The following is a 23,964-nucleotide window of genomic DNA, read 5'->3' on the forward strand; positions in this document are numbered from 1 at the left end:
CGTTTATTGTTTCAGATAAGCCCGGTCGCCGCGGCATAGCACGCAATCTGCGTCTTATTCGGCGCGTTAAACTTCTTCTGCATATTCTTCTGGTGAAAGTTAACGGTATTTTCTGATATCGACAGAATCATCGCAATTTCAGCCGAAGTCTTCCCTTCCGCCGTCCATTTCAGAATCTCTTTTTCTCGTTTGCTAAAGCGCATTTCCGGCGCCATCACCATTTCATCTTCGAGTCGGGAAAGTGCCGTTAAGCTTTCGCGCACCAGCAACTGCAGTTTCAATTCGACTTCATCGCCCGCAAACGGCGTATTACGCAGGCTTGACCGTGAGACCGAGAGAAAGCCTAATGCGCGATTTGGCAGCATGAGACATTGCGTGACGCCTTTGCGTAATCCGTGTGAACGGGCAGCATCCCACATTGTCTGCGCGTCACTGAATAATGCGTCATTCCAGGGCAGATGTCCCTGAATGAAGTTTTCCGGCTTCAGCACTGGATCAATCGCGAAATAGTTTTCCGCCTGATATTGCGAAACCCACGCATCGGGATAAGTGGTATGAAGGGAAATTTTAGGACGCGTGAACGGAACCGGATGCCTGACACACAGCGCGTAATAATCAAATTCCAGCAATAGTGTCTGCTGTTGTAATTCGCTGTAGACGTCTTCTGCGCAAGTCATTTCGTGAAAGCGTAACAGCATCGTCCGTCGCCAGGTAAAGAAATCTAAATCCTGCATACTCAGTATTCGCACCCTTGAGAGTGATAATCATTTTAAATGTGAGAAATAACCTATCACATAAACATACGGTAGATGTATAAAATATCGGTCAGGGAGCAGATTACTTGAGCGTTGTTTCAGTTCGCGTATTTTGTCCAGGGAAATACGTTCATCATCATGCGTCTGGTATTACTATTTATGCATCTCCACTCGGCCGAAATGGGATAATCCCGGACGAGTGGAGAAAACCAATCATTGCAGCAGAAACTTCTCAAGAAACTGACGGGTTCTCGGTTGCTGTGGATTGGCAAATAGCGCTTTGGCTGGCCCCTGTTCCACAATGCGCCCCTGATCCATAAATATCGCCCGGTCCGCAACATCGCGGGCAAAGCTCATTTCATGGGTCACAATCACCATGGTGCGTTTTTCCTGCGCCAGTTGACGGATAGTGCTCAACACCTCGCCCACCAGCTCAGGATCGAGCGCAGACGTCGGTTCATCAAACAGAATCACTTCCGGGCGCATGGCCAGCGCACGGGCAATCGCCACTCGCTGCTGCTGCCCGCCGGATAAGCGCCGCGGGTAGCTGGTCTCTTTCCCGGCCAACCCCACTTTCGCCAGCAGTTCCCGCGCCCGCGCCATCGCCTCTTCTTTGCCCTCGCCTTTCACGATAACCGGACCTTCAATGATATTCTCCAGTACCGTGCGATGGGGAAAGAGATTGAAGCTCTGGAACACGAAGCCCACATGCTGGCGCAACTGGCGAATCAGCGTTCGTTGCTGACCGAGCGATCGCGCCGTATCAATGGTGATATCACCCACGGTGATCGTACCCGCTTCCGGTTGTTCCAGCAGGTTAATACTGCGCAGAAGCGTCGTTTTTCCCGACCCGCTGGGACCGATGATCGCGACCACCTCTCCCGCCTGCACTTGCAGATCGATGCCGTGCAGCACCGTCTGCCCATGAAATTTCTTGACCAGGTTTTTTACGTCGATCGCACTCATTTCGGCTCTCTCTCCTGGCGGTTCAGTTGATTTTCAAAGTAGTTCTGCAATGAAGACAGCACGGTTGCCATGATCCAATAGATCAGCGATGCCGCCAGATACATGGTGAATACCTCCAGCGTGCGCGAGGTGATCAGTTGCGCCTGACGGAACAATTCTGGCACCTGGATGGTGGCCGCCAACGACGTGTCTTTCACCAGACTGATAAAACTGTTGCTCAGCGGCGGCAGCGCTACCCTGGCAGCCTGCGGTAAAATGGCGCGACGCATGGTCTGCCACGGCGTCATCCCGATACTGGCAGCCGCTTCCCACTGTCCTTTGTCAATCGATGAAATCGCCGCGCGCAGCGTTTCCGCGGCATAGGCCGCCGTATTGAGCGACAGGCCAATCATTGCGGACGGCACCGGATCCAGCTCAATACCAAACTGCGGCAGACCGTAGTAGATCATAAACAGTTGTGCGATAAGCGGCGTACCGCGAAAAATAGAGATATAGAAACGCGCCAGCCAGCGCAGTGGCAGCAGCGGCGACAGGCGCATCAGCGCGAGGATAAATCCCAGCAGCAGGCCGAAGAACATCCCGCCAATACTGAGTTGCAGCGTAAACACCGCCCCTTTGAGCAGATACGGCAGGGAATCAATAACCAGTTGGATACTTTCTTGCATGAGCTTATCCGAAATTACACGTGTGGATGGTAGGCAAACAGCGCAGGCGCCCCACCAGTATGGATAAAGAGAATCGGGCCTTCGTCTTTAAAGCGTTTCTGGCTGATTCCGTCAATCAGTCCGGCCATCGCTTTTCCGGTATAGACGGGGTCGAGAAGGATCCCTTCCAGACGCGCCAACAACTTCACGGCTTCCATCCCCTCTTCATTTGGCGTGCCATAGCCTGGGGCATAGTAGTCATCCCACAACAAAATCTCCGCCGCCACTGTCAGTTCCAGTTCTCTGGCAACAGCCTGTTGCAGCGCCACCACTTTCGGTTTTTGATCGGCTACGCTGCGTGAAACGGTTACGCCAATCAGATCCACATCCGGCATCAGTTGTTCCAGCCCAACCGCCAGCCCGGCGTGCGTTCCTGCACTGCCAGATGCTACCACCACCGAAGAGAGCTGCACCGCGCCTTCACACTGCTGAGCGATTTCCAGCGCGCTTTCAACATAGCCTAATGCCCCCAACGCGTTTGAACCACCGACCGGTATAATGTAGGGACGAAAGCCCTGCGCTCCGATTCGGGTGGCCAGTTCTTGCAATTGGGCATCCGGTGCATGTAGCGCATCGCACATCTCAACCTGTACGTTGAACAGATCCAGCAGCAGTCGGTTGCCATTGGTGAGATAGTTTTCCGCCGTGGTGCCAATGGGGTTTTCCAGCAGCGCCACGCAGTGCAGTCCCAGCTTCGCGGCGACCGCCGCCGTCTGACGCACGTGGTTAGACTGAATCGCGCCTGCCGTGATCAGCGTATCAGCGCCTTCACGCAGCGCATCTGCGGCCAGGAACTCAAGCTTGCGCAGCTTATTTCCGCCCATCGCCATCGGTGTGACGTCATCGCGTTTGATGAAGATATCCCGTCCCAGGTAGTCAGAAAAGCGCGGCAGGTATTCCAGCGGCGTCGGCGCACCGATAAATTCCAGGCGCGGAAAGCGTGTCAGGTTGTGCAGTGGCATAAAGCCTCCGATTATTCGTTGTTGTGATGTTCTTTTTATTATGCACGTTCAAACGCATGAAATAAAAAAGGCGCTGATTAAAGCGCCTTTTTTTTCATATCGTTCGGACTATTTGGTGATATCCGCGCCAAACCACTTCTCAGAAAGCGCCTTCAGCGAGCCGTCTTTCTGCATTTCAGCAATCGCTGCGTCCACCGCCTTCAGCAGATCTTCATTGCCTTTACGCAGCGCAACGCCTGACTCCTGACGGGAGAAGGCTTCACCGGTGACCGCCAGCGTATCTTTGGTCTTTTTAACCAGATCTAACGCCGCCAGACGATCCACCAGAATGGCGTCGATACGGCCTACGCGCAGATCCTGATATTTCGTCGGGTCATCATCATAAGTCCGGATATCAACGCCCTGGACGTTCTGACGTAACCACTCTTCATAGTTAGTACCCAGACCCACGCCCACTTTCTTATCTTTCAGATCGGCTGCGGTTTTAATCGCGCCTTCATTGCCTTTTTTCACCAGCGCCTGGATACCGGAGACGGTATAAGGGGTAGAGAAATCATATTTCTTCTTCCGCTCGTCGGAGATGGTGACCTGATTGATCACCACATCGATGCGTTTAGAATCCAGAGAGGCCAGCATCCCGTCCCATTTGGTCGGTTTCAGCGTGGCTTTCACGCCCAGATGCTTCGCGAGCGCTTCGGCAAATTCCACTTCAAAGCCGGTCAATTTACCGTCATCGCCCTGGAAACTGAACGGCGGATAGGTGCCTTCCAGCCCCACCAGCAGCGTGCCGCGATCTTTAACCTTCTTCAACAGACCTTCATCTGCAAACGTTTTTGCGCTCATTCCCGCGACAAGCGCCACAGCCATCACGCCCATCAGCGCCTGGCGCCCCAGAAGTGCTAATTTCATATTTACCCCGAATGTTGTTATGAATGCCCGTAGTGTAGAGCGTTTATGGGTAACGACATAAATCACTCTGCTACATCTTATTCATTTTTAATATATATCAGAAGTCATCCGGAGGGAGGAATTCTGTTGCTGCTCGGGGCGAGCATGCGCTTTATATTGTGCGTACTTACGCAGCGCGATGCGATAGTTGTTGGTGCTGGTCTCCGGCAGCCACGGCGCCAGGTTTTCATCAAGGTAACCGTCCTGGAGCAGATCGTGAGAAATTTTCTGCTCGCTGAGATGATTACCGAGACGGCGCAGACGGACAACATACTCGCGTACGGTCCCGTGGCTCATTTCGGTCTGTTCAAACAGGAATTGTTTAAAACCAATGATGTCGAAGAAATCGCTCTGCGTCTTGCAGTGCAGATCGCCGCAGAAACGGCATAGCGCCACCCACTCTTTCTGCTCCTGCTGCCAGGCGGCTTCATCCATGAGTGTATCGAGGCGGGAAATGGCGATTTTATTGACGATCTGCCCTTTGCGCACCAGCGTGATGCGATCCAGTAACTTGTGGCAATGGGCGCAATGCGTCTGGCTGTGTTTAAAGTCTTTGAGGTAGCGGCTTAGAGGCCGTCTTTTTGATTGCTGCACCGTCATGAGAACTCCTGGTAGTCAATACGTTGTGCGGCATTTTTCAGCGCCGACAACGTCGTTCGCTATAACTTACCCAGCTTCGTGCGTAACCGTTTTATGGCCTGACTGTGCAACTGGCTGACCCGTGACTCTCCGACTTCCAGAACCGCGCCAATCTCTTTGAGATTGAGTTCTTCCTGGTAATAGAGCGTGAGCACCAGTTGTTCGTGTTCCGGAAGGGCTTCAATGGCATCCATCACGCGCTGGCGCAAATTGCTCTCAAGGAGCTGTTGTAACGGGTTTTCCTGCTGATGTTCTTCTGTCACCAGCTCGATACTATCGCCATGCTCTTCCCGCCACTCGTCATAGGAGAAGAGTTGGCTGTTGTTGGTATCAAGCAACATCTGACGATATTCTTCTACAGGAATCGCCAGCCGCTCCGCCACCTCAGTTTCCGTCGCGTTGCGCCCTAATTCCTGTTCCAGTTGCCCCATCGCCTGTGCCACTTCGCGGGCATTGCGCCGAACGCTACGCGGCACCCAGTCGCGGCTGCGTAGTTCATCCAGCATCGCCCCACGAATACGCTGCACTGCGTAAGTGGTAAATGCCGTTCCTTGCAGAGCGTCATATCGGTCAACTGCATTCAATAACCCGATACCGCCCGCCTGTAGCAGATCGTCCAGTTCTACGCTCGCGGGCAAACGCACCTGCAGGCGCAACGCTTCGTGACGCACCAGCGGTACATAACGCTGCCACAGCGAGTGTTTATCCATTACACCTTCAGCGGTATACAGTGAATTCACGATAAACAGCCCTGCGTTAAATGAGTTATCGGCATGATTATCCGTTTCTGCAGGGGTTTTAATCGGGTGAATAGTGGGTGAAATGAGGGGTTATTTAGGGGTTACCGGTAAAGCCAGAACGAAAAAACCCCGCCGGAGCGGGGTTTGCGCAAGAAGCGTAAATTAACGCAGCAGAGACAGAACGTTCTGAGTCGTCTGGTTAGCCTGTGCCAGTACAGAAGTACCTGCTTGTTGCAGGATCTGCGCACGAGACATGTTAGACACTTCAGTCGCGTAGTCAGCGTCTTCGATACGGCTACGAGCAGAAGACAGGTTGTTAACGGTGTTGCCCAGGTTGGTGATAGCAGAATCGAAACGGTTCTGTACCGCACCCAGGGAGCTACGCAGTTTGTCAACTTTAGCCAGAGCTTCGTCCAGCTTAGCCAGCGGATTGGAAGTTGCTAATGCTTTCAGGTCAGATGCGCTGATTTCAGTACCTTTAGTTGCAGTAGCACCGGCGATAGTTGCGCCATAGATTTTATCATCTTCACGCATGATAGCCTGAGCAGAACCATCACTCTTAACCGCCCACTCAACAGCTTTGCCATTCGGATCGGTAATGACCGCGGTATTACCAGTCGCGGCGTCAACGTTAACCGCCAGGTAAGTACCATCTGACGTTTTGGCAGCAAAGGCACCAGCAACCGCTTTACCATCGGTATCCAGAACCTGATGAACGTCCAGGTTTTTGCCACCGAAGTAGACAGACATCGGAGAGTCGTTAAATGCTAATGCTTTGCCTACTTTACCGGCAGCCAGGTCAACAGATTTCGCGGTGCCAGCATCGTCAACAAATGCCGTTACGCGGCCGCCAAAGTTCGCCAGTTGAACATCATTACCGTCAACCTGAACTTTTTCATAACCTGTGCCATTTTGCTTCAGTAAATTGAATTTACCACCCGCAGCATTGCCATCCTGTGCGACAAAATAAGTCTGGCCATCAACCTGAATCTGATAAACATCATCAGTTTTACCAGCACCGTTGGCATCAGTCACATCACCAGTCGTCTTCGCATTTGCGTCAAAATAAGTCGGAAGATCGTCAGTGGCATAAGTTGCACCAAACGCATCAACTGTACCGACTTTACCGTCAGCAGCATTCACCTGAGTCAGTGTCGGCGCAGCTTCGCTTTTCAGAGCAACAGCAGAATTCATCGGAACTTTGCCCGGTGCTACGCTGAAGCTGTCCAGACCTAAGGTTTTCGCATCGATTTTGTCCAGTTTGATTTCGATGGTTTCGCCATCGTTCGCACCCACCTGGATTTTCATGGTCTGGTCGGAAGCCAGCACTTTCACGCCGTTGAACTGAGTCTGACCGGATACGCGGTCAATTTCGCTCAGGCGCTGGGTGATTTCGTCCTGGATGGAGCTCAGGTCAGAATCGGAGTTAGTACCGTTCGTTGCCTGCACAGACAATTCACGGATACGCTGCAGGTTGTTGTTGATTTCAGACAGCGCGCCTTCCGTCGTCTGAGCAACAGAGATACCGTCGTTGGCGTTACGAGAAGCCTGAGTCAGACCTTTGATGTTAGACGTAAAGCGGTTAGCAATCGCCTGGCCCGCAGCATCGTCTTTCGCGCTATTGATACGCAGACCGGAAGACAGGCGCTCAATCGCAGAGCTCAGGGAAGACTGAGATTTGTTCAGGTTGTTTTGGGTCAACAGCGACAGGCTGTTTGTATTAATGACTTGTGCCATGATCTTTTCCTTATCAATTACAACTTGATGTTATTGGGCTGTTGCCCACGGTTTCTCACCGTAACCCTTGTATCGGCACCTGAATTTCGAACTTTAGAGAATTTTTAGTTTCCCCCCATTTTTTCTTAGCCTTTGAATAACCCGTCTTCTTGCACACTATTCCGGCCATTATTTCTCCAAATTTATTATTAAACTTTGCCGCCAGATTGCCGATAAGGTGGCTAACCACTGTTTGCAATTAAAAGGGATTACGCATGGCTTCTTTTACTTCATTAGGCGTGGGTTCAAACCTGCCGCTGGATACGTTACTGACGAACCTGACCACGGCTGAGAAGGGACGCCTGAAACCTATCACCCAGCAGCAGAGCAGTTTTACAGCAAGACTGACGGCGTTTGGAACGTTAAAAAGCTCACTGGAAAAATTCCAGACCGCCAACACGGCACTCAATGATGCGACTCTTTTTAAAAGCACCACGGCGGTAAGCAACTCAACGGATCTCACGGTGAGCACAACAGCAGGAGCGGCTGCCGGGATCTACAAAATTAACGTGACCCAATTAGCCCAGGCCCAATCTATTCGTACCACCTCTACGGTAACGGACAGTAAAGCGGCGCAAGGTAACGACAATGCCCAGCGGACGCTGATTATTAAGCAGGACGGCAAAGAGAAACCTTTAGAGATTAAACTGACCAAAGATCAGACCTCGCTGGAAGGGATGCGTGATGCGATTAACAATGCCAACGGTGGGGTCTCTGCAAGTATTGTAAAACTGAAAGACAACGATTATCAGCTTGTACTGACCTCGTCAGAAACCGGTCTCGCCAATAAGATGAGTATCTCGGTAAAGGGCGATGACAAGTTAAACCAATTTATCAGCTTCAATAACCCGGACGTAATCGGTAATAACGTTGAGCAAATTGTCGAAGCAAAAAATGCTGAACTTAACGTTAATGGTATTGATATTGTTCGCAGCAGCAACACAATTACTGATGCCCCCCAGGGAGTGACATTAGTTCTTTCTAAAGAAGTCAAAGATGTCACCGTTACCGTATCGAAAAGCAATGACAAATCCACCACCGCGATCAAAGCCTGGGTGGATGCGTATAACTCTTTAGTTGATACCATTGGCTCCTTGACGAAATACACGTCGGTTGATGCAGGCGCAGAAGAGCAGGACGCCAGCAACGGCGCACTCCTCGGTGACAGCACCGTTCGCACCATCCAGACCGGTATCCGTGGTCAATTCTCCTCCAGCGCCAATGACGGGAAATTCCAAACGTTATCGCAAATGGGCATTACCCAGGATGGCACCACCGGTAAGCTGAAAATTGATGATGAAAAACTGAAAAAAGCGCTAACCGATAATAGCGTGGATGTTCAACAGCTGTTAGTCGGTGATGGCAAAGAGACCGGAATTACGACCAAAGTGGCTTCACTGGTGAAAGGTTACCTGGCCGATGATGGCATTATCGACAGCGCCCAGGACAGCATCAATGCCACGCTGAAAAAACTGACTAAACAGTATCTTTCCGTCAGTGCCAGTATCGACGATACCATTGCGCGGTATAAGGCTCAATTTACGCAACTGGATACCATGATGAGCAAGTTGAATAACACCAGTAGCTACCTGAACCAGCAATTTACTGCGATGACCAGTTCCTGATAACCAGAGGTAAACATGTATACCGCGAGCGGTACCAAAGCTTATGCGCAAATCAGCGTGGAAAGCGGCGTGATGAGTGCGAGTCCGCACCAGTTGATCGAAATGTTGTTTGATGGCGCAAACAGCGCCCTGGTGCGCGCTCGCCTGTTTTTAGAGCAAGGTGATATTACCGCCAAAGGGGAAGCGCTGAGTAAGGCTATCAATATCATTGATAATGGTCTGAAAGCGGGACTGGATCAGGAGAATGGCGGCGAACTCGCCGACCATCTCTCTTCGCTGTATGACTATATGATCCGTCGTTTATTACTTGCTAATTTACGCAATGACAGTCAAGCCATTGAAGAAGTGGAAGGGTTACTCGGCAACATTGCGGAAGCCTGGAAACAGATCTCACCGAAAGCATCTTCCCAGGAGTCTCGTTAATGACCTCAGCCGTGGAGTTTATCAACCGTTGGCAGCGCATTGCGCTGCTCAGTCAGTCGCTGCTCGAACTTGCGCAGCGGGGTGAATGGGACCTTTTACTGGAACAGGAAGTCACCTATCTGCAAAGTATTGAAGCGGTCGTTGAAACGCAAACTCCACCGGGCATGACACGCAGCATTCAGGATATCGTGGCCAGTTATATCAAACAGACGCTGGATAACGAAGAATGCCTGAAAGGTTTACTGCGCCAACGGCTCGATGAGCTTAGTGGTCTGATAGGCCAGTCAACGCGTCAGCAGTCGCTCAACAATGCTTATGGTCGGCTTTCTGGCATGCTGCTGGTACCCGACGCTCCCCCTGCTCCACAATAATTCCCGCTACGTTAGCAAAAATCTTCCATACTCCAGAGGTCGTCTACAAGACTTCTGGAGCTCGGAAGATGAAAAACCCCACGTTACTGCAGTTCTTCCACTGGTATTACCCTGAAGGTGGCAAACTCTGGCAAGAGGTGACAGAGCGCGCAGACAGCCTCAATGATATCGGTATCAACATGGTCTGGTTACCGCCCGCCTATAAAGGCGCGTCAGGCGGCTATTCCGTCGGCTATGACTCTTACGATCTGTTTGATCTCGGCGAGTTTGACCAAAAAGGTTCCCTTGCCACCAAATATGGTGATAAGGCGCAGCTTCTTACGGCTATCGACGCGCTGAAGAAAAACGACATCGCGGTGCTACTCGACGTGGTGGTGAATCACAAAATGGGGGCGGACGAAAAAGAGCCCCTGCGCGTACAGCGGGTCAACGAAGACGATCGCACGCAGATTGCCGATGAGATCATCGAATGCGAAGCCTGGACGCGTTACACCTTCCCGGCGCGAGGCGGTCAGTACTCGCAGTTCATCTGGGATTTCAAATGCTTCAGCGGCATCGACCACATCGAAAACCCTGACGAAGACGGCATTTTTAAAATCGTCAACGACTATACCGGCGAGGGCTGGAACGACCAGGTCGACGATGAAATGGGCAATTTCGATTACCTGATGGGTGAAAATATCGATTTTCGTAATCACGCCGTCACTGAGGAGATTAAATACTGGGCGCGCTGGGTGATGGAACAAACGCAGTGTGATGGCTTTCGTCTCGATGCGGTAAAACACATTCCGGCCTGGTTCTATAAAGAGTGGATTGAACACGTTCAGGAGGTGGCACCGAAGCCGCTGTTTATCGTTGCCGAATACTGGTCGCACGAAGTGGATAAGCTGCAAACCTATATCGACCAGGTGGAAGGCAAAACGATGCTGTTCGACGCCCCGTTACAGCTCAATTTTCATGAAGCGTCGCGTCAGGGACGTGATTACGACATGAGCCAGATCTTCAGCGGCACGCTGGTAGAAGCCGATCCGTTTCACGCCGTGACGCTGGTCGCCAACCATGACACCCAGCCGTTGCAGGCGCTGGAAGCCCCCGTTGAAGCATGGTTCAAACCGCTGGCCTACGCGCTCATCCTGCTGCGGGAAAATGGCGTACCGTCGGTTTTCTATCCCGATCTCTACGGCGCGCACTATGAAGATACCGGAGGCGACGGGGAAACCTATACCATCGACATGCCTGTCATCGAGCAACTCGCCGAACTCATTCTTGCCCGCCAGCGTTTCGCCCACGGCATTCAGACGCTTTGGTTTGATCACCCCAACTGCATTGCTTTCAGCCGTAGCGGAACGGACGACGATCCCGGATGTGTGGTGGTGTTATCCAATGGCGACGACGGTGAAAAAACGCTTACGCTGGGTGAAAACTACGGCAATAAAACCTGGCGCGACTATCTGGGAAACCGCGAGGAGATCGTCATCACTGACGAAAATGGCGAGGCTACGTTTTACTGCAATGGCGGCAGCGTCAGCGTATGGGTCATTGAGGAGGTGATCTGATGAAGCGCCCCGACAGGGAAAACTGTCGGGGACAATTGATTACGGTAATGGCGTTGGCAGCGGGGATTTCTCCAGCGCGGCGGCACACTCCACCGTTGGACGATCCACGCGTTGCAGGGTCATCCCGTCATATTCCAGGGTGTTCCCTTCCCGCTCGATCTCATAAAGTTCACGTTTGACCGTCACGTTGGTCAAGTCACCGGACAACATCGTTAGCTTACCCGGCAGCGCAATAACCCTCTGCCACTGGCGACAATCGAGCGTATCGCCCTCTTTGGTCACCACCAGACTGGCAATAGCTTCCGGGCTCACCAGTTTGCGCTGCGGCCCGTTAGTCTGCCAGTACCCTTCCAGCCCGGCGGGCGCAGGCGTTTTGACCACATCATTGTAGTTTTCCACCTCGGCGCATCCCGCTAACATCAGTAACGCCCCAACGATTGCACATTTTTTCATCATTCATCCTGCATGCGAAGAAAAGAGGATTGTGGCATTAAAGGCCTGCGGTCGCCAGCCTTTCGCGGTGCCAGCAGAACTTTGATCCATTTGGGATTACCGCTTAATAGTACCAGGCAAAATTGCCGCCGTGGTGTACTATCCGCTTTCTTGTTTCACACCTTCTGAGTTCAGAGGCAAAACACATGTCATGGCAACAGTTCAAACAAGCCTGGTTAGTTAAATTCTGGGCGCCCATCCCTGCGGTCATCGCAGCGGGTATTCTCTCTACGTATTATTTTGGCATCACTGGCACCTTCTGGGCCGTCACGGGTGAATTTACCCGCTGGGGCGGACAAATCCTGCAACTGTTTGGCGTCCATGCGGAAGAATGGGGCTACTACAAGCTGATCCACCTGGAAGGCACCCCGCTCACTCGCATCGACGGGATGATGATCCTCGGTATGTTCGGCGGTTGCTTCGCGGCAGCGTTGTGGGCCAACAACGTCAAACTACGCATGCCGCGCAGTCGCATCCGCATCATGCAGGCGGTGCTGGGCGGGATCATCGCCGGGTTCGGCGCGCGTATGGCGATGGGCTGCAACCTGGCGGCATTCTTTACTGGTATTCCTCAATTCTCTCTGCACGCCTGGTTCTTTGCCCTGGCAACCGCCATCGGTTCCTGGTTTGGCGCGCGATTCACCCTGCTGCCAATATTCCGCATTCCGGTCAAGATGCAGAAAGTCTCCGCTGCGTCGCCGTTGACGCAGAAACCGGATCAGGCGCGCCGTCGTTTCCGCCTCGGCATGCTGGTGTTTATCGGCATGATTGGCTGGGCGCTGCTGACCGCCATGAACCAGCCGAAGCTGGGTCTGGCGATGCTGTTCGGCGTGGGTTTTGGTCTGCTGATCGAGCGCGCGCAAATCTGCTTCACCTCCGCCTTCCGCGATCTGTGGATCACCGGACGCACCCATATGGCAAAGGCGATCATCTTCGGGATGGGCGTCAGCGCAATCGGTATTTTCAGCTACGTACAACTGGGCGTGGAAGCCAAAATCATGTGGGCGGGCCCGAATGCAGTAATCGGCGGGCTGTTGTTTGGTTTTGGTATCGTGCTGGCAGGCGGGTGTGAAACCGGCTGGATGTACCGCGCGGTGGAAGGCCAGGTACACTACTGGTGGGTGGGTCTCGGTAACGTCATCGGCTCAACGATTCTGGCCTACTACTGGGATGACTTCGCCCCTGCGCTGGCCACCAACTGGGATAAAATTAACCTGCTCAACACCTTCGGTCCGCTCGGCGGCCTGCTGGTGACCTATCTGCTGCTGTTTGCCGCCCTGATGTTAATCATCGGCTGGGAAAAACATTTCTTCCGTCGTGCCGGGCTGACCCCTGCTAAGGAATCCGCATGAAAAACATTGTTCCTGATTATCGCCTTGATATGGTCGGCGAGCCCTGCCCTTACCCTGCCGTCGCGACGCTGGAAGCGATGCCGCAGTTGAAGAAAGGGGAAATTCTGGAAGTGGTCAGCGACTGTCCGCAGTCCATCAATAACATTCCGCTGGATGCGCGCAACCATGGCTACACCGTGCTCGATATTCAGCAAGATGGGCCGACAATTCGTTATTTGATTCAGAAGTAACTGATTGCCGGAAGGCAACGGCCCCTTATCCGGTCTACAGGGAATCACAGGCCGGATAAGCGCCAGCGCCATCCGGCACTCAAACCTAAACCTGCATGGACATCACTTCCTGATAGGCCGACACCAGTTTGTTGCGCACCTGAATTCCCATCTGCATGGAAACTGAGGCTTTTTGCATATCGGTCATCACATCGTTGAGCGCAATCCCCGGCTCACCCAGCGTGAATTTTTCCGCCTGTACGCGGGCAGCAGTTTGCGTATCGCTGATGCGGTCCAGCGCCGCGTGCAATTGACCGGCAAAACTCACGGTCGGTTGCGGCAGTGTCTCCTGCGCCCTGGCGCTCATCGCCGTCGCCTGGAGCTGGCTGATAACCCCTTCAATCCCCTGAATCGCTGACATGATAATCCTCTGGATGGTTTTCTACGCAGCAGAGATTACCAGTTTGTCAATAAGATAAAGGCGCTAAATAACGATAAAAAACCCCGGTTTTTGCCGCATAGAAAAAAACGAAACCGCAAATAATGAGACCGTCAATTTTTCGATTTTGCTGACCCGGGAGTGAGTCTTGTTCCACTTTGCAAATAAAGCCGTCCACGAGCAGTCACGAGGTGCGAGATGAACGCGACTGCATCGGCTGCAACCCAATCTAAACCTCTCGAGTGGCTTAATCGCCTGCGTGCGAATCCCAAAATTCCTCTGATTGTGGCAGGCTCTGCGGCCGTCGCCATTATTGTGGCGATGGTGTTGTGGGCTAAAGCGCCTGATTATCGTACGTTATTCAGCAATTTATCCGATCAGGATGGCGGCGCGATCGTCACCCAGTTGACCCAGATGAACATCCCGTACCGCTTCTCGGAAGGCAGTGGCGCGATTGAAGTTCCCGCCGACAAAGTCCATGAACTGCGCCTGCGTCTTGCCCAACAAGGACTGCCGAAAGGGGGGGCGGTGGGCTTTGAGCTGTTGGATCAGGAAAAGTTCGGCATCAGCCAGTTTAGCGAGCAGGTTAACTACCAGCGTGCGCTGGAAGGCGAACTGGCACGCACCATCGAAACCCTTGGCCCGGTTAAGCGCGCCCGCCTACATCTGGCAATGCCCAAGCCGTCTCTGTTCGTGCGTGAACAGAAATCCCCTTCAGCCTCGGTGACCGTCAATCTGGAACCGGGGCGTGCGCTGGATGAAGGTCAAATCACTGCGGTCGTCCATCTGGTTTCCAGCGCGGTAGCCGGTCTGCCGCCGGGCAATGTAACGCTGGTCGATCAGGCTGGTCATCTGCTCACGCAGTCAAATACCAGCAGTCGCGATCTGAACGACGCACAGCTGAAATACGCCAGCGACGTGGAAGGCCGTGTCCAGCGTCGTATCGAATCGATCCTGTCACCGATTGTCGGTAACGGGAATGTCCACGCGCAGGTCACCGCGCAGCTGGATTTCGCCAATAAAGAGCAGACAGAAGAACAGTATCGGCCAAACGGCGATGCCTCTCAGGCCGTGCTGCGTTCGCGTCAACTGAATGAAAGCGAGCAAATTGGCTCCGGTCTGCCCGGTGGCGTACCGGGTGCGCTGTCCAACCAGCCTGCCCCAGCCAATACGGCGCCGATCACCACGCCGCCAGCGAATCAGCAAAATGCGCAGAATGCACAAAATGGACAGAACGCGCAGCAGCAGACGGCCACCAGCGCCAGTGCTGGTCCACGTAATACCCAACGCAACGAAACCAGCAACTATGAAGTTGACCGCACCATTCGCCACACAAAAATGAACGTCGGCGATATACAGCGACTCTCCGTCGCCGTGGTCGTGAACTACAAAACGTTGCCGGATGGCAAACCGCTGCCGCTCACTGCCGATCAAATGAAGCAGATTGAAGATTTGACCCGTGAAGCAATGGGCTTCTCGGACAAGCGCGGCGATACCCTGAACGTGGTCAACTCACCGTTCAGCGCTACCGATGACAACGCTGGCGAACTGCCGTTCTGGAAACAGCCGTTGTTTATCGAACAGTTGATCTCGGCCGGACGTTGGTTGCTGGTGCTGTTGGTGGCATGGATCCTGTGGCGCAAAGCGATTCGTCCGCAGTTGACCCGTCGCGCTGAAGAGGCGAAAGCCGCGCAGGAACGCGAGCAACTCCGTCAGGAGACCGAAGAAGCCGTTGAGGTTCGCCTCAGTAAAGATGAGCAGACTCAGCAGCGTCGGGCTAATCAGCGCCTGGGCGCCGAAGTGATGAGCCAGCGCATTCGCGAAATGTCAGATAACGATCCGCGCGTCGTGGCGCTGGTCATTCGCCAGTGGATGAATAACGATCATGAGTAATGCTCTTTCCGGTACCGATAAAAGCGTCATCCTGTTGATGACCATTGGCGAAGATCGCGCGGCGGAAGTGTTCAAACACCTCTCCCAGCGCGAAGTGCAGACCCTGAGCGCCGCCATGGCGAACGTCCGCCAGATCTCCAACAAACAGCTGACCGACGTGCTGGCGGAGTTTGAGCAGGAAGCCGAGCAGTTCGCCGCCCTGAACATCAATGCCAACGAATATCTGCGTTCGGTACTGGTGAAGGCGCTGGGCGAAGAGCGAGCCTCCAGCCTGCTGGAAGATATTCTTGAAACCCGTGATACCGCCAGCGGCATTGAAACGCTCAACTTTATGGAGCCGCAAAGCGCCGCCGACCTTATCCGCGACGAACACCCGCAGATTATCGCCACCATCCTCGTGCACCTCAAACGCGGTCAGGCGGCGGATATCCTGGCGCTGTTCGACGAACGTCTGCGTCACGATGTCATGCTGCGTATCGCCACCTTCGGCGGCGTACAGCCTGCCGCACTGGCGGAACTGACCGAAGTGCTCAACGGCCTGCTCGACGGTCAGAACCTCAAGCGCAGCAAAATGGGCGGCGTGAGAACGGCGGCAGAAATTATCAACCTGATGAAAACGCAGCAAGAAGAAGCGGTTATTACCGCTGTGCGCGAATTCGACGGCGAGCTGGCACAAAAAATTATCGACGAGATGTTCCTGTTCGAAAACCTGGTCGATGTGGACGACCGCAGCATCCAGCGTTTGCTGCAGGAAGTGGATTCCGAGTCGCTGCTGATCGCCCTGAAAGGCGCGGAACAGCCGCTGCGCGAGAAGTTCCTGCGCAATATGTCGCAACGTGCGGCAGATATCCTGCGCGACGACCTCGCCAACCGTGGCCCGGTGCGTTTGTCGCAAGTGGAAAACGAGCAGAAGGCCATTCTGTTGATTGTGCGTCGTCTGGCCGAGACCGGCGAGATGATGATTGGCAGCGGCGAGGATACTTATGTCTAACGAGCTGCCGTGGAAAATCTGGACCCCGGACGATCTCGCGCCGCCGCTGGCTGAATTTGTGCCCATGGAGCACGACGATGACCCCGTGTCTGAAGAGGACGAACCCGAGATCAGTGCGGAACAACAGCTTGAGCAACAGTTAGCCCAGCTGAAAATTCAGGCCCACGAGCAAGGTTACAACGCGGGACTGGCGGAAGGACGGAAGTCCGGTCATGAACAAGGCTATCAGGAAGGGTTGGCACAAGGGCTTGAACAGGGCCAGGTGCAGGCACGCACCCAGCAGGCGCCGCTTCATGCACGGATGCAACAACTGGTCAGCGAATTCCAGCACACGCTGGACGCGCTGGACAGCGTAATCGCTTCGCGTCTGATGCAGATGGCGCTGGAAGCCGCGCGTCAGGTCATTGGTCAGACGCCCGCGGTGGATAATTCCGCCTTAATCAAGCAGATCCAACAGCTCTTACAACAGGAGCCCCTGTTCAGCGGCAAACCGCAGCTGCGCGTCCATCCGGATGATTTACAGCGCGTTGAAGAGATGCTCGGTGCCACCCTCAGCCTGCACGGCTGGCGTTTGCGTGGCGATCCGACCCTGCACCATGGCGGCTGCAAAGTTTCTGCGGATGAAGGCGATCTCGACGCCAGCGTGGCGACCCGCTGGCAAGAACTGTGTCGTCTGGCCGCGCCGGGAGTGATCTGATGACCTCACGCCTGACTCGCTGGTTGACGACGCTGGATAATTTCGAAGCCAAAATGGCGCAGCTTCCGGCCGTTCGTCGTTACGGACGACTGACCCGCGCCACCGGCCTGGTTCTGGAGGCCACCGGGTTGCAGTTGCCGCTCGGCGCGACCTGCGTGATTGAACGCCAGGACGGAACGGAAACCCGCGAAGTAGAAAGTGAAGTGGTGGGCTTTAACGGTCAGCGCCTGTTTCTGATGCCGCTCGAAGAGGTCGAAGGCATTCTGCCCGGCGCGCGTGTCTACGCCAAAAACATCGCCGGTGAAGGGTTGCAAAGCGGTAAACAGTTGCCGCTGGGTCCGGCGCTGTTAGGTCGCGTGCTCGACGGCAGCGGCAAACCGCTTGACGGCCTTCCCTCCCCCGACACCACGGAAACCGGAGCGCTGATTACCCAGCCGTTTAACCCGTTGCAGCGTACGCCGATTGAGCATGTGCTGGATACCGGCGTGCGCCCGATCAACGCCCTGTTAACCGTCGGTCGCGGCCAGCGTATGGGGCTGTTCGCCGGTTCCGGCGTCGGGAAAAGCGTGCTGCTTGGCATGATGGCGCGCTATACCCGCGCCGACGTCATCGTCGTTGGACTGATTGGCGAACGTGGCCGCGAAGTGAAGGATTTCATCGAAAACATTCTCGGTGCCGACGGACGCGCACGTTCGGTCGTGATCGCCGCGCCGGCGGACGTGTCGCCCTTACTGCGCATGCAGGGTGCCGCTTATGCCACCCGTATCGCCGAGGATTTCCGCGATCGCGGTCAGCACGTGCTGCTGATCATGGATTCCCTGACCCGTTATGCCATGGCCCAGCGTGAAATCGCGCTGGCGATCGGTGAACCACCGGCCACCAAAGGCTATCCGCCGTCGGTCTTCGCCAAACTTCCGGCGCTGGTTGAACGCGCAGGTAACGGGATCCACGGCGGCGGTTCCATCACCGCCTTTTATACGGTACTGACCGAAGGCGACGATCAGCAGGACCCGATTGCCGACTCGGCGCGAGCCATCCTTGATGGTCACATTGTGCTGTCGCGACGTCTGGCGGAGGCCGGACACTACCCCGCTATCGACATTGAAGCGTCGATTAGCCGTGCGATGACGGCGCTGATAACGGAACAACACTACGCCAAAGTACGTCACTTCAAGCAGTTGCTGTCGAGCTTCCAGCGCAACCGCGATCTCGTCAGCGTCGGCGCCTATGCCAAAGGCAGCGATCCGATGCTCGATAAAGCCATCGCGCTGTGGCCACAACTGGAGGCGTTTTTGCAGCAAGGTATTTTCGAACGCGCTGACTGGGAGGATTCTCTGTCGGCGCTCGATCTGATTTTCCCGACGGTGTGATGAAGCAAGAGGGTAATGGTCATGGCTGAACATGGTGCACTGGCAACACTCAAAGATCTCGCCGAAAAAGAGGTGGATGACGCGGCGCTGCTGTTAGGTGAAATGCGCCGCGGTTTTCAGCAGGCGGAAGAACAGCTCACGATGCTGCTTGACTACCAGAATGAATATCGCAGCAACCTCAACAACGATATGAGTCAGGGGATTGCCAGTAATCGCTGGATTAACTATCAGCAATTTATTCAGACCCTGGAAAAAGCGGTGGAACAACACCGCCAGCAGTTAACGCAGTGGACGCAAAAAGTAGATATGGCGCTGAACAGCTGGCGTGAAAAAAAACAACGGCTTCAGGCCTGGCAAACCTTACAAGACAGACAGAACGCGGCGGCCTTACTGGCTGAAAACCGCCTGGATCAGAAAAAAATGGATGAATTTGCGCAGCGTGCAGCAATGAGGAAACCAGAATGATCACTTTACCCCAACGGGTCACCACGGACACTGACCTTATTACCGGCTTGTCGTCCGGTAAGGCGACGGATTCCGCCCAGGATTTTCTGACCCTGCTGGCAGGCGCATTAGGCGCAGGCGACGCACAGAGTAAAGACGCGCCGCTGACGTTAGCCGATTTACATGCCGCCAGCGGCAAACTGCAAAAAGGCCTGCTGGCACAGGACGGTGACGCTTCGCAGACCGTGAAACTGGCCGACCTGTTAGCGGCCAAAGAAGGACAGTCTGAAGAGTTGCAAAAAGGACTGAGCGATGCGCAGGCCCTGCTGTCCGCCCTGACACCCACACAAAAGAGCAGTGCGCTCGCGGCCCTGCGCCAGTCCGCGCAGAAAGATGAAGGTGCCACGGCTCTCAGCGATGACGATCTCGCCAACCTCAGCGCCCTTTTCGCCATGCTGCCGGGTCAACCGGGAATGACGACACCGCCGGTAACTACCGGTGAAAAAGGGCGTGTGCTGAGCACCACGTTGAGCACCGATCCCCGTTCGCTCGCGCAGGCCGCGACCAGTCCGTTGACCCATGACGATGCGAAAAAAAACAAAATGGACAATGCCACGCCGGTGATCGCTGCGGAAAGCGCTAAAGGTCAGCCGGTCACTACGCCTGTGGTGGCTGCCGCTGCCGTCAACGCGGAGATCGACAGTACGCCTTCACCTGTGACGCCAGGCATCGCGATGACCACAACCCCGCATTCCGCCTCACAGCCGCTGCCCACCAGCGCCGCACCGGTTCTGAGCGCACCGTTGGGTAGCCATGAGTGGCAGCAATCCCTGAGTCAACACATCACGCTGTTTACCCGTCAGGGTCAGCAGAGCGCGGAACTGCGTCTGCATCCGGAAGATCTGGGTCAGGTACAAATCTCGCTTAAACTTGATGATAACCAGGCACAATTGCAGATGGTCTCAGCCCATAGTCACGTTCGCGCGGCGCTGGAAGCCGCCCTGCCGACGCTGCGCACGCAACTGGCGGAAAGTGGCATTCAACTGGGACAAAGCAGCATTAGCAGCGAGAGTTTCGCCGACCAGCAGCACGCCTCATCCCAACAGCAGCAGACGGCTCGCACGCAGGGACAGGATCGGCTCATGGTTGATGACGAGAGCGAGCTGGCGGTTCCCGCTTCGCTCCAGTCCGCCGCACGCGGTAATGGCGCCGTCGATATCTTCGCCTAACGCCAGAGGTAGCACGATTATCCGCGTCTTTTCCACGCTTTGCCGTGGTCAGGACACGGGATAATCAGCCGATAAGCTGTACCGAAACAGGAAGCCCGTATCAGATGACTGATTCCGCGATTAGCAAAAAGAGCAAACGCTCAATTTGGATCCCGCTGCTGGTAATCATTACCCTTGCCGCCTGCGCCACCGCAGGCTATAGCTACTGGCGTATGCAGCAGCATCCCACTCCGGCGGCCAATGAACCACCGCCGCCGCCTGCACCGGTGTTCTTCGCCCTGGATACGTTTACCGTCAATCTGGGCGATGCGGATCGCGTTCTGTATATCGGCGTGACGCTGCGTCTGAAGGATGAAGCCACGCGCACGCGCCTGAACGAATATTTGCCAGAAGTCCGTAGCCGTCTGCTGTTGCTGTTCTCTCGTCAGGACGCCAACGCACTGTCTACCGAAGAAGGTAAGCAAAAATTGATCGCGGCGATTAAAGAGACGCTTTCCCCTCCGCTCGTTGCCGGACAACCCAAACAGGACGTCACCGACGTGCTGTATACAGCTTTCATTCTGCGGTAAAGACATGGGCGACAGTATTCTTTCTCAGGCTGAAATCGATGCGCTGTTGAATGGCGACAGCGACACGAAAGACGAGCCGACTCCGGGTATCGCGGGCGAAAGCGAAATTCGCCCGTACGATCCCAATACCCAGCGTCGCGTAGTGCGCGAGCGTCTGCAGGCGCTGGAGATCATCAACGAACGTTTTGCCCGTCAGTTCCGGATGGGGTTGTTTAACCTGTTGCGTCGTAGTCCGGATATCACCGTCGGCGCGATCCGCATTCAGCCGTATCACGAGTTTGCTCGTAACCTGCCGGTACCGACCAACCTGAACCTGATCCACCTGAAGCCGCTGCGCGGTACGGGTCTGGTAGTGTTCTCGCCGAGCCTGGTGTTTATCGCCGTCGACAACCTGTTTGGCGGTGATGGCCGCTTCCCGACGAAAGTGGAAGGCCGCGAGTTTACCCACACCGAACAGCGCGTCATCAACCGCATGCTGAAACTGGCGCTGGAAGGTTATAGCGACGCCTGGAAGGCGATCAATCCGCTGGAAGTGGAATACGTGCGTTCTGAAATGCAGGTGAAGTTTACCAACATCACCACGTCACCGAACGATATCGTGGTCAATACCCCTTTCCATGTCGAGATTGGCAACCTGACCGGTGAGTTCAACATCTGTTTGCCGTTCAGCATGATTGAACCGCTGCGCGAACTGCTGGTGAACCCGCCGCTGGAAAACTCCCGCAATGAAGATCAGAACTGGCGCGACAATCTGGTGCGTCAGGTTCAACACTCCGAGCTGGAGCTGGTGGCGAACTTTGCCGATATTCCGCTGCGCCTTTCTCAGATATTAAAACTGCAACCCGGCGATGTGCTGCCAATAGAAAAACCAGACCGCATTATTGCTCATGTGGACGGTGTACCTGTACTGACCAGCCAATACGGCACGGTTAACGGCCAGTATGCGTTACGCGTGGAACATTTGATTAACCCGATTTTGAATTCGCTGAATGAGGAACAGCCCAAATGAGTGACATGAATAATCCGTCTGATGAGAACACTGGCGCATTGGACGATCTGTGGGCTGACGCGTTGAACGAGCAAAAAACCACGACCAGCAAAAGTGCGGCCGACGCCGTTTTCCAGCAGCTTGGCGGTGGCGATGTCAGCGGCACGCTACAGGATATCGATCTGATCATGGATATTCCGGTCAAACTGACCGTCGAATTGGGCCGCACGCGGATGACCATTAAAGAGCTGCTGCGCCTGACGCAGGGTTCCGTGGTGGCGCTGGACGGCCTGGCGGGTGAACCGCTGGATATCCTGATCAACGGCTATCTGATCGCCCAGGGTGAAGTGGTGGTCGTGGCCGATAAATACGGTGTACGCATTACCGACATCATCACCCCGTCCGAGCGTATGCGTCGTCTGAGTCGTTAATCATGAAAACCCAGGCCACCGTTCAACAGCCTTCTGCCGTACCGGGCTCGCCTTTGATGCAGGTAAGCGGCGCGCTGTTGGGGATCATCCTGTTGATCCTGGTAGCCGCCTGGGTAATCAAGCGCCTGGGTTTTGCGCCGAAAGGCGGCAGTACGCGCGGCCTGAAAGTCTCCGCCAGTACCTCATTGGGTCCGCGCGAGCGGGTGGTGATTGTGGATGTTGAGGATGCACGGCTGGTGCTTGGCGTCACGGCGTCAACCATCAATGTGCTGCATACCCTCCCCCCAGCCCCTGTCGTGCCAGAAGAGACGCCGTCTGCTCCTGCCGATTTTCAGGCCATGATGAAGAGTTTGCTTAAGCGTTCCGGGAGATCCTGATGCGCCGTTTGTTATCCCTTACGCTGACCGGTCTATGGCTAATCAGCCCCGCCGCACTGGCGCAACTTCCTGGACTGGTGAGCCAACCGCTGCCCGGCGGTGGACAAAGCTGGTCGCTCCCCGTACAGACGCTGGTCTTCATCACCTCGCTGACCTTTATTCCGGCTATTTTGCTGATGATGACCAGCTTCACCCGCATCATCATCGTCTTCGGTCTGTTGCGTAATGCGCTCGGTACACCGTCCGCACCGCCAAACCAGGTGCTGCTGGGACTGGCGCTGTTCCTGACCTTTTTCATCATGTCGCCGGTCATCGACAAGATTTATGTTGAGGCCTATCAACCGTTCAGCGAAGAGAAAATCTCGATGCAGGAAGCGCTGGACAAAGGCGCACAGCCGCTACGTGAATTTATGCTGCGCCAGACCCGCGAAGCCGATCTGGCCCTGTTCGCCCGTCTGGCAAACAGCGGTCCGCTTCAGGGGCCAGAAGCGGTACCGATGCGCATTTTGCTTCCCGCCTATGTGACCAGCGAGCTGAAAACCGCGTTCCAGATCGGCTTTACGATTTTCATTCCTTTCCTGATTATCGACCTGGTGATCGCCAGCGTGCTGATGGCGCTGGGGATGATGATGGTTCCCCCGGCAACCATTGCCCTCCCGTTCAAACTGATGTTGTTCGTGCTGGTTGATGGCTGGCAACTGCTGGTGGGTTCGCTTGCACAAAGTTTCTACAGTTAGAGGCGAAAAATGACACCCGAATCGGTCATGATGATTGGCACCGAGGCCATGAAAGTTGCCCTGGCGCTTGCCGCCCCCCTGCTGCTGGTCGCGCTGGTGACGGGGCTTATCATCAGTATTTTACAGGCCGCCACACAGATTAACGAAATGACGCTGTCGTTTATCCCGAAAATCGTGGCGGTGTTTACGGCGATTATCGTGGCCGGTCCGTGGATGCTGAATTTGCTGCTGGATTACGTGCGCACGCTGTTCACCAACCTGCCATACATCATCGGGTAAGA

At 54.7% G+C, this 23,964-nt stretch carries 28 protein-coding genes; 18 read left to right on the forward strand and 10 right to left on the reverse strand.

The window, feature by feature from the left end:
* Window positions 1-11 precede the first annotated feature (11 nt).
* The 8 genes from sdiA to KI228_RS13155 form a co-directional block, all read right to left on the reverse strand.
* Entirely contained in the window at window positions 12-734 is a 723-nt protein-coding gene (sdiA, locus tag KI228_RS13120; RefSeq protein WP_043000304.1) for a quorum-sensing transcriptional regulator SdiA, read from the reverse strand.
* 234 nt (window positions 735-968) lie between these two features.
* Window positions 969-1,721, reverse strand: coding sequence for an L-cystine ABC transporter ATP-binding protein TcyN (gene tcyN, locus KI228_RS13125; RefSeq protein WP_043000303.1), 753 nt, complete (start codon window positions 1,719-1,721; stop codon window positions 969-971).
* On the reverse strand, window positions 1,718-2,386 hold the full coding sequence (tcyL, locus tag KI228_RS13130; protein WP_042318310.1) for a cystine ABC transporter permease: 669 nt from the start codon (window positions 2,384-2,386) through the stop codon (window positions 1,718-1,720). The genes tcyN and tcyL overlap by 4 nt, the downstream gene beginning before the upstream one ends.
* Window positions 2,387-2,400: 14 nt before the next feature.
* Window positions 2,401-3,387 (reverse strand): D-cysteine desulfhydrase, encoded by a 987-nt coding sequence (gene dcyD, locus KI228_RS13135; protein WP_061069991.1) that lies wholly within the window; start codon window positions 3,385-3,387, stop codon window positions 2,401-2,403.
* Window positions 3,388-3,495: 108 nt separating this feature from the next.
* Window positions 3,496-4,296 (reverse strand): cystine ABC transporter substrate-binding protein, encoded by an 801-nt coding sequence (gene tcyJ / locus KI228_RS13140; RefSeq protein WP_043000301.1) that lies wholly within the window; start codon window positions 4,294-4,296, stop codon window positions 3,496-3,498.
* Between the two features lie 87 nt (window positions 4,297-4,383).
* Window positions 4,384-4,935, reverse strand: coding sequence for a flagella biosynthesis regulatory protein FliZ (gene fliZ / locus KI228_RS13145; protein WP_043000300.1), 552 nt, complete (start codon window positions 4,933-4,935; stop codon window positions 4,384-4,386).
* Between the two features lie 59 nt (window positions 4,936-4,994).
* Window positions 4,995-5,714, reverse strand: coding sequence for an RNA polymerase sigma factor FliA (locus tag KI228_RS13150; RefSeq protein WP_212807462.1), 720 nt, complete (start codon window positions 5,712-5,714; stop codon window positions 4,995-4,997).
* A gap of 162 nt (window positions 5,715-5,876) precedes the next feature.
* Window positions 5,877-7,451, reverse strand: a complete 1,575-nt coding sequence (locus KI228_RS13155) for a flagellin N-terminal helical domain-containing protein (RefSeq protein WP_061069990.1) — start codon at window positions 7,449-7,451, stop codon at window positions 5,877-5,879.
* A gap of 254 nt (window positions 7,452-7,705) precedes the next feature.
* Here KI228_RS13155 and fliD point away from each other — a divergent pair, with 254 nt between their 5' ends.
* From fliD to amyA, 4 genes are all read left to right on the forward strand, one after another.
* Window positions 7,706-9,115, forward strand: a complete 1,410-nt coding sequence (fliD, locus tag KI228_RS13160) for a flagellar filament capping protein FliD (RefSeq protein WP_061069989.1) — start codon at window positions 7,706-7,708, stop codon at window positions 9,113-9,115.
* Between the two features lie 15 nt (window positions 9,116-9,130).
* Entirely contained in the window at window positions 9,131-9,538 is a 408-nt protein-coding gene (gene fliS, locus KI228_RS13165; RefSeq protein ID WP_043000297.1) for a flagellar export chaperone FliS, read from the forward strand.
* Window positions 9,538-9,909 (forward strand): flagella biosynthesis regulatory protein FliT, encoded by a 372-nt coding sequence (gene fliT, locus KI228_RS13170; protein ID WP_043000296.1) that lies wholly within the window; start codon window positions 9,538-9,540, stop codon window positions 9,907-9,909. Before fliS ends, fliT begins: the two co-directional genes overlap by 1 nt.
* A 68-nt stretch (window positions 9,910-9,977) precedes the next feature.
* Window positions 9,978-11,465, forward strand: a complete 1,488-nt coding sequence (gene amyA / locus KI228_RS13175) for an alpha-amylase (RefSeq protein WP_061069988.1) — start codon at window positions 9,978-9,980, stop codon at window positions 11,463-11,465.
* Between the two features lie 39 nt (window positions 11,466-11,504).
* Here the strand turns inward: amyA and yedD are convergent, their stop codons facing one another.
* Window positions 11,505-11,918 carry a lipoprotein YedD gene (gene yedD, locus KI228_RS13180; RefSeq protein ID WP_043000294.1) on the reverse strand — a complete coding sequence of 138 codons (414 nt, stop codon included), beginning with the start codon at window positions 11,916-11,918 and terminating at the stop codon, window positions 11,505-11,507.
* 185 nt (window positions 11,919-12,103) lie between these two features.
* On the opposite strand from yedD, the gene yedE reads away from it, so the two are divergent.
* Together yedE and yedF are read left to right on the forward strand one after the other, a co-directional pair.
* The gene (yedE, locus tag KI228_RS13185; protein ID WP_043000293.1) at window positions 12,104-13,309 is read left to right on the forward strand and encodes a selenium metabolism membrane protein YedE/FdhT; all 1,206 of its coding nucleotides are present in this window, start codon (window positions 12,104-12,106) and stop codon (window positions 13,307-13,309) included.
* A complete protein-coding gene (gene yedF / locus KI228_RS13190; RefSeq protein WP_000790504.1) occupies window positions 13,306-13,539 on the forward strand; it encodes a sulfurtransferase-like selenium metabolism protein YedF in 234 nt (77 codons plus the stop codon). The genes yedE and yedF overlap by 4 nt, the downstream gene beginning before the upstream one ends.
* An 85-nt stretch (window positions 13,540-13,624) precedes the next feature.
* Here the strand turns inward: yedF and fliE are convergent, their stop codons facing one another.
* Window positions 13,625-13,939: a flagellar hook-basal body complex protein FliE gene (gene fliE, locus KI228_RS13195; protein ID WP_043000291.1), complete on the reverse strand. Its 315-nt coding sequence runs from the start codon at window positions 13,937-13,939 to the stop codon at window positions 13,625-13,627.
* 216 nt (window positions 13,940-14,155) lie between these two features.
* Between fliE and fliF the strand changes: the two genes are divergently transcribed.
* From fliF to fliQ, 12 genes are all read left to right on the forward strand, one after another.
* Window positions 14,156-15,850, forward strand: a complete 1,695-nt coding sequence (gene fliF, locus KI228_RS13200; RefSeq protein ID WP_061069987.1) for a flagellar basal-body MS-ring/collar protein FliF — start codon at window positions 14,156-14,158, stop codon at window positions 15,848-15,850.
* Window positions 15,843-16,841, forward strand: a complete 999-nt coding sequence (gene fliG / locus KI228_RS13205) for a flagellar motor switch protein FliG (RefSeq protein ID WP_042318283.1) — start codon at window positions 15,843-15,845, stop codon at window positions 16,839-16,841. The genes fliF and fliG overlap by 8 nt, the downstream gene beginning before the upstream one ends.
* On the forward strand, window positions 16,834-17,538 hold the full coding sequence (fliH, locus tag KI228_RS13210; protein ID WP_043000289.1) for a flagellar assembly protein FliH: 705 nt from the start codon (window positions 16,834-16,836) through the stop codon (window positions 17,536-17,538). Before fliG ends, fliH begins: the two co-directional genes overlap by 8 nt.
* A complete protein-coding gene (gene fliI, locus KI228_RS13215) occupies window positions 17,538-18,908 on the forward strand; it encodes a flagellar protein export ATPase FliI (protein ID WP_043000288.1) in 1,371 nt (456 codons plus the stop codon). Before fliH ends, fliI begins: the two co-directional genes overlap by 1 nt.
* Window positions 18,909-18,929: 21 nt before the next feature.
* Entirely contained in the window at window positions 18,930-19,373 is a 444-nt protein-coding gene (gene fliJ, locus KI228_RS13220) for a flagellar export protein FliJ (RefSeq protein ID WP_043001895.1), read from the forward strand.
* Complete coding sequence (gene fliK, locus KI228_RS13225; protein ID WP_061069986.1) at window positions 19,370-20,581, forward strand: flagellar hook length control protein FliK; 1,212 nt, start codon at window positions 19,370-19,372, stop codon at window positions 20,579-20,581. Before fliJ ends, fliK begins: the two co-directional genes overlap by 4 nt.
* A 104-nt stretch (window positions 20,582-20,685) precedes the next feature.
* Window positions 20,686-21,150 carry a flagellar basal body-associated protein FliL gene (gene fliL, locus KI228_RS13230; RefSeq protein ID WP_043000286.1) on the forward strand — a complete coding sequence of 155 codons (465 nt, stop codon included), beginning with the start codon at window positions 20,686-20,688 and terminating at the stop codon, window positions 21,148-21,150.
* 4 nt (window positions 21,151-21,154) lie between these two features.
* Window positions 21,155-22,159, forward strand: coding sequence for a flagellar motor switch protein FliM (gene fliM, locus KI228_RS13235; protein ID WP_042318275.1), 1,005 nt, complete (start codon window positions 21,155-21,157; stop codon window positions 22,157-22,159).
* Window positions 22,156-22,569, forward strand: a complete 414-nt coding sequence (gene fliN / locus KI228_RS13240) for a flagellar motor switch protein FliN (protein WP_042318274.1) — start codon at window positions 22,156-22,158, stop codon at window positions 22,567-22,569. Before fliM ends, fliN begins: the two co-directional genes overlap by 4 nt.
* Window positions 22,569-22,946 (forward strand): flagellar biosynthetic protein FliO, encoded by a 378-nt coding sequence (gene fliO, locus KI228_RS13245; RefSeq protein ID WP_080343230.1) that lies wholly within the window; start codon window positions 22,569-22,571, stop codon window positions 22,944-22,946. The genes fliN and fliO overlap by 1 nt, the downstream gene beginning before the upstream one ends.
* Window positions 22,946-23,683, forward strand: a complete 738-nt coding sequence (gene fliP / locus KI228_RS13250; protein ID WP_043000284.1) for a flagellar type III secretion system pore protein FliP — start codon at window positions 22,946-22,948, stop codon at window positions 23,681-23,683. The genes fliO and fliP overlap by 1 nt, the downstream gene beginning before the upstream one ends.
* A gap of 9 nt (window positions 23,684-23,692) precedes the next feature.
* Window positions 23,693-23,962 carry a flagellar biosynthesis protein FliQ gene (gene fliQ / locus KI228_RS13255; protein WP_044257593.1) on the forward strand — a complete coding sequence of 90 codons (270 nt, stop codon included), beginning with the start codon at window positions 23,693-23,695 and terminating at the stop codon, window positions 23,960-23,962.
* Window positions 23,963-23,964: the final 2 nt, after the last annotated feature.

It is taken from the genome of Citrobacter amalonaticus (assembly GCF_018323885.1).
GTDB lineage: Bacteria > Pseudomonadota > Gammaproteobacteria > Enterobacterales > Enterobacteriaceae > Citrobacter_A > Citrobacter_A amalonaticus.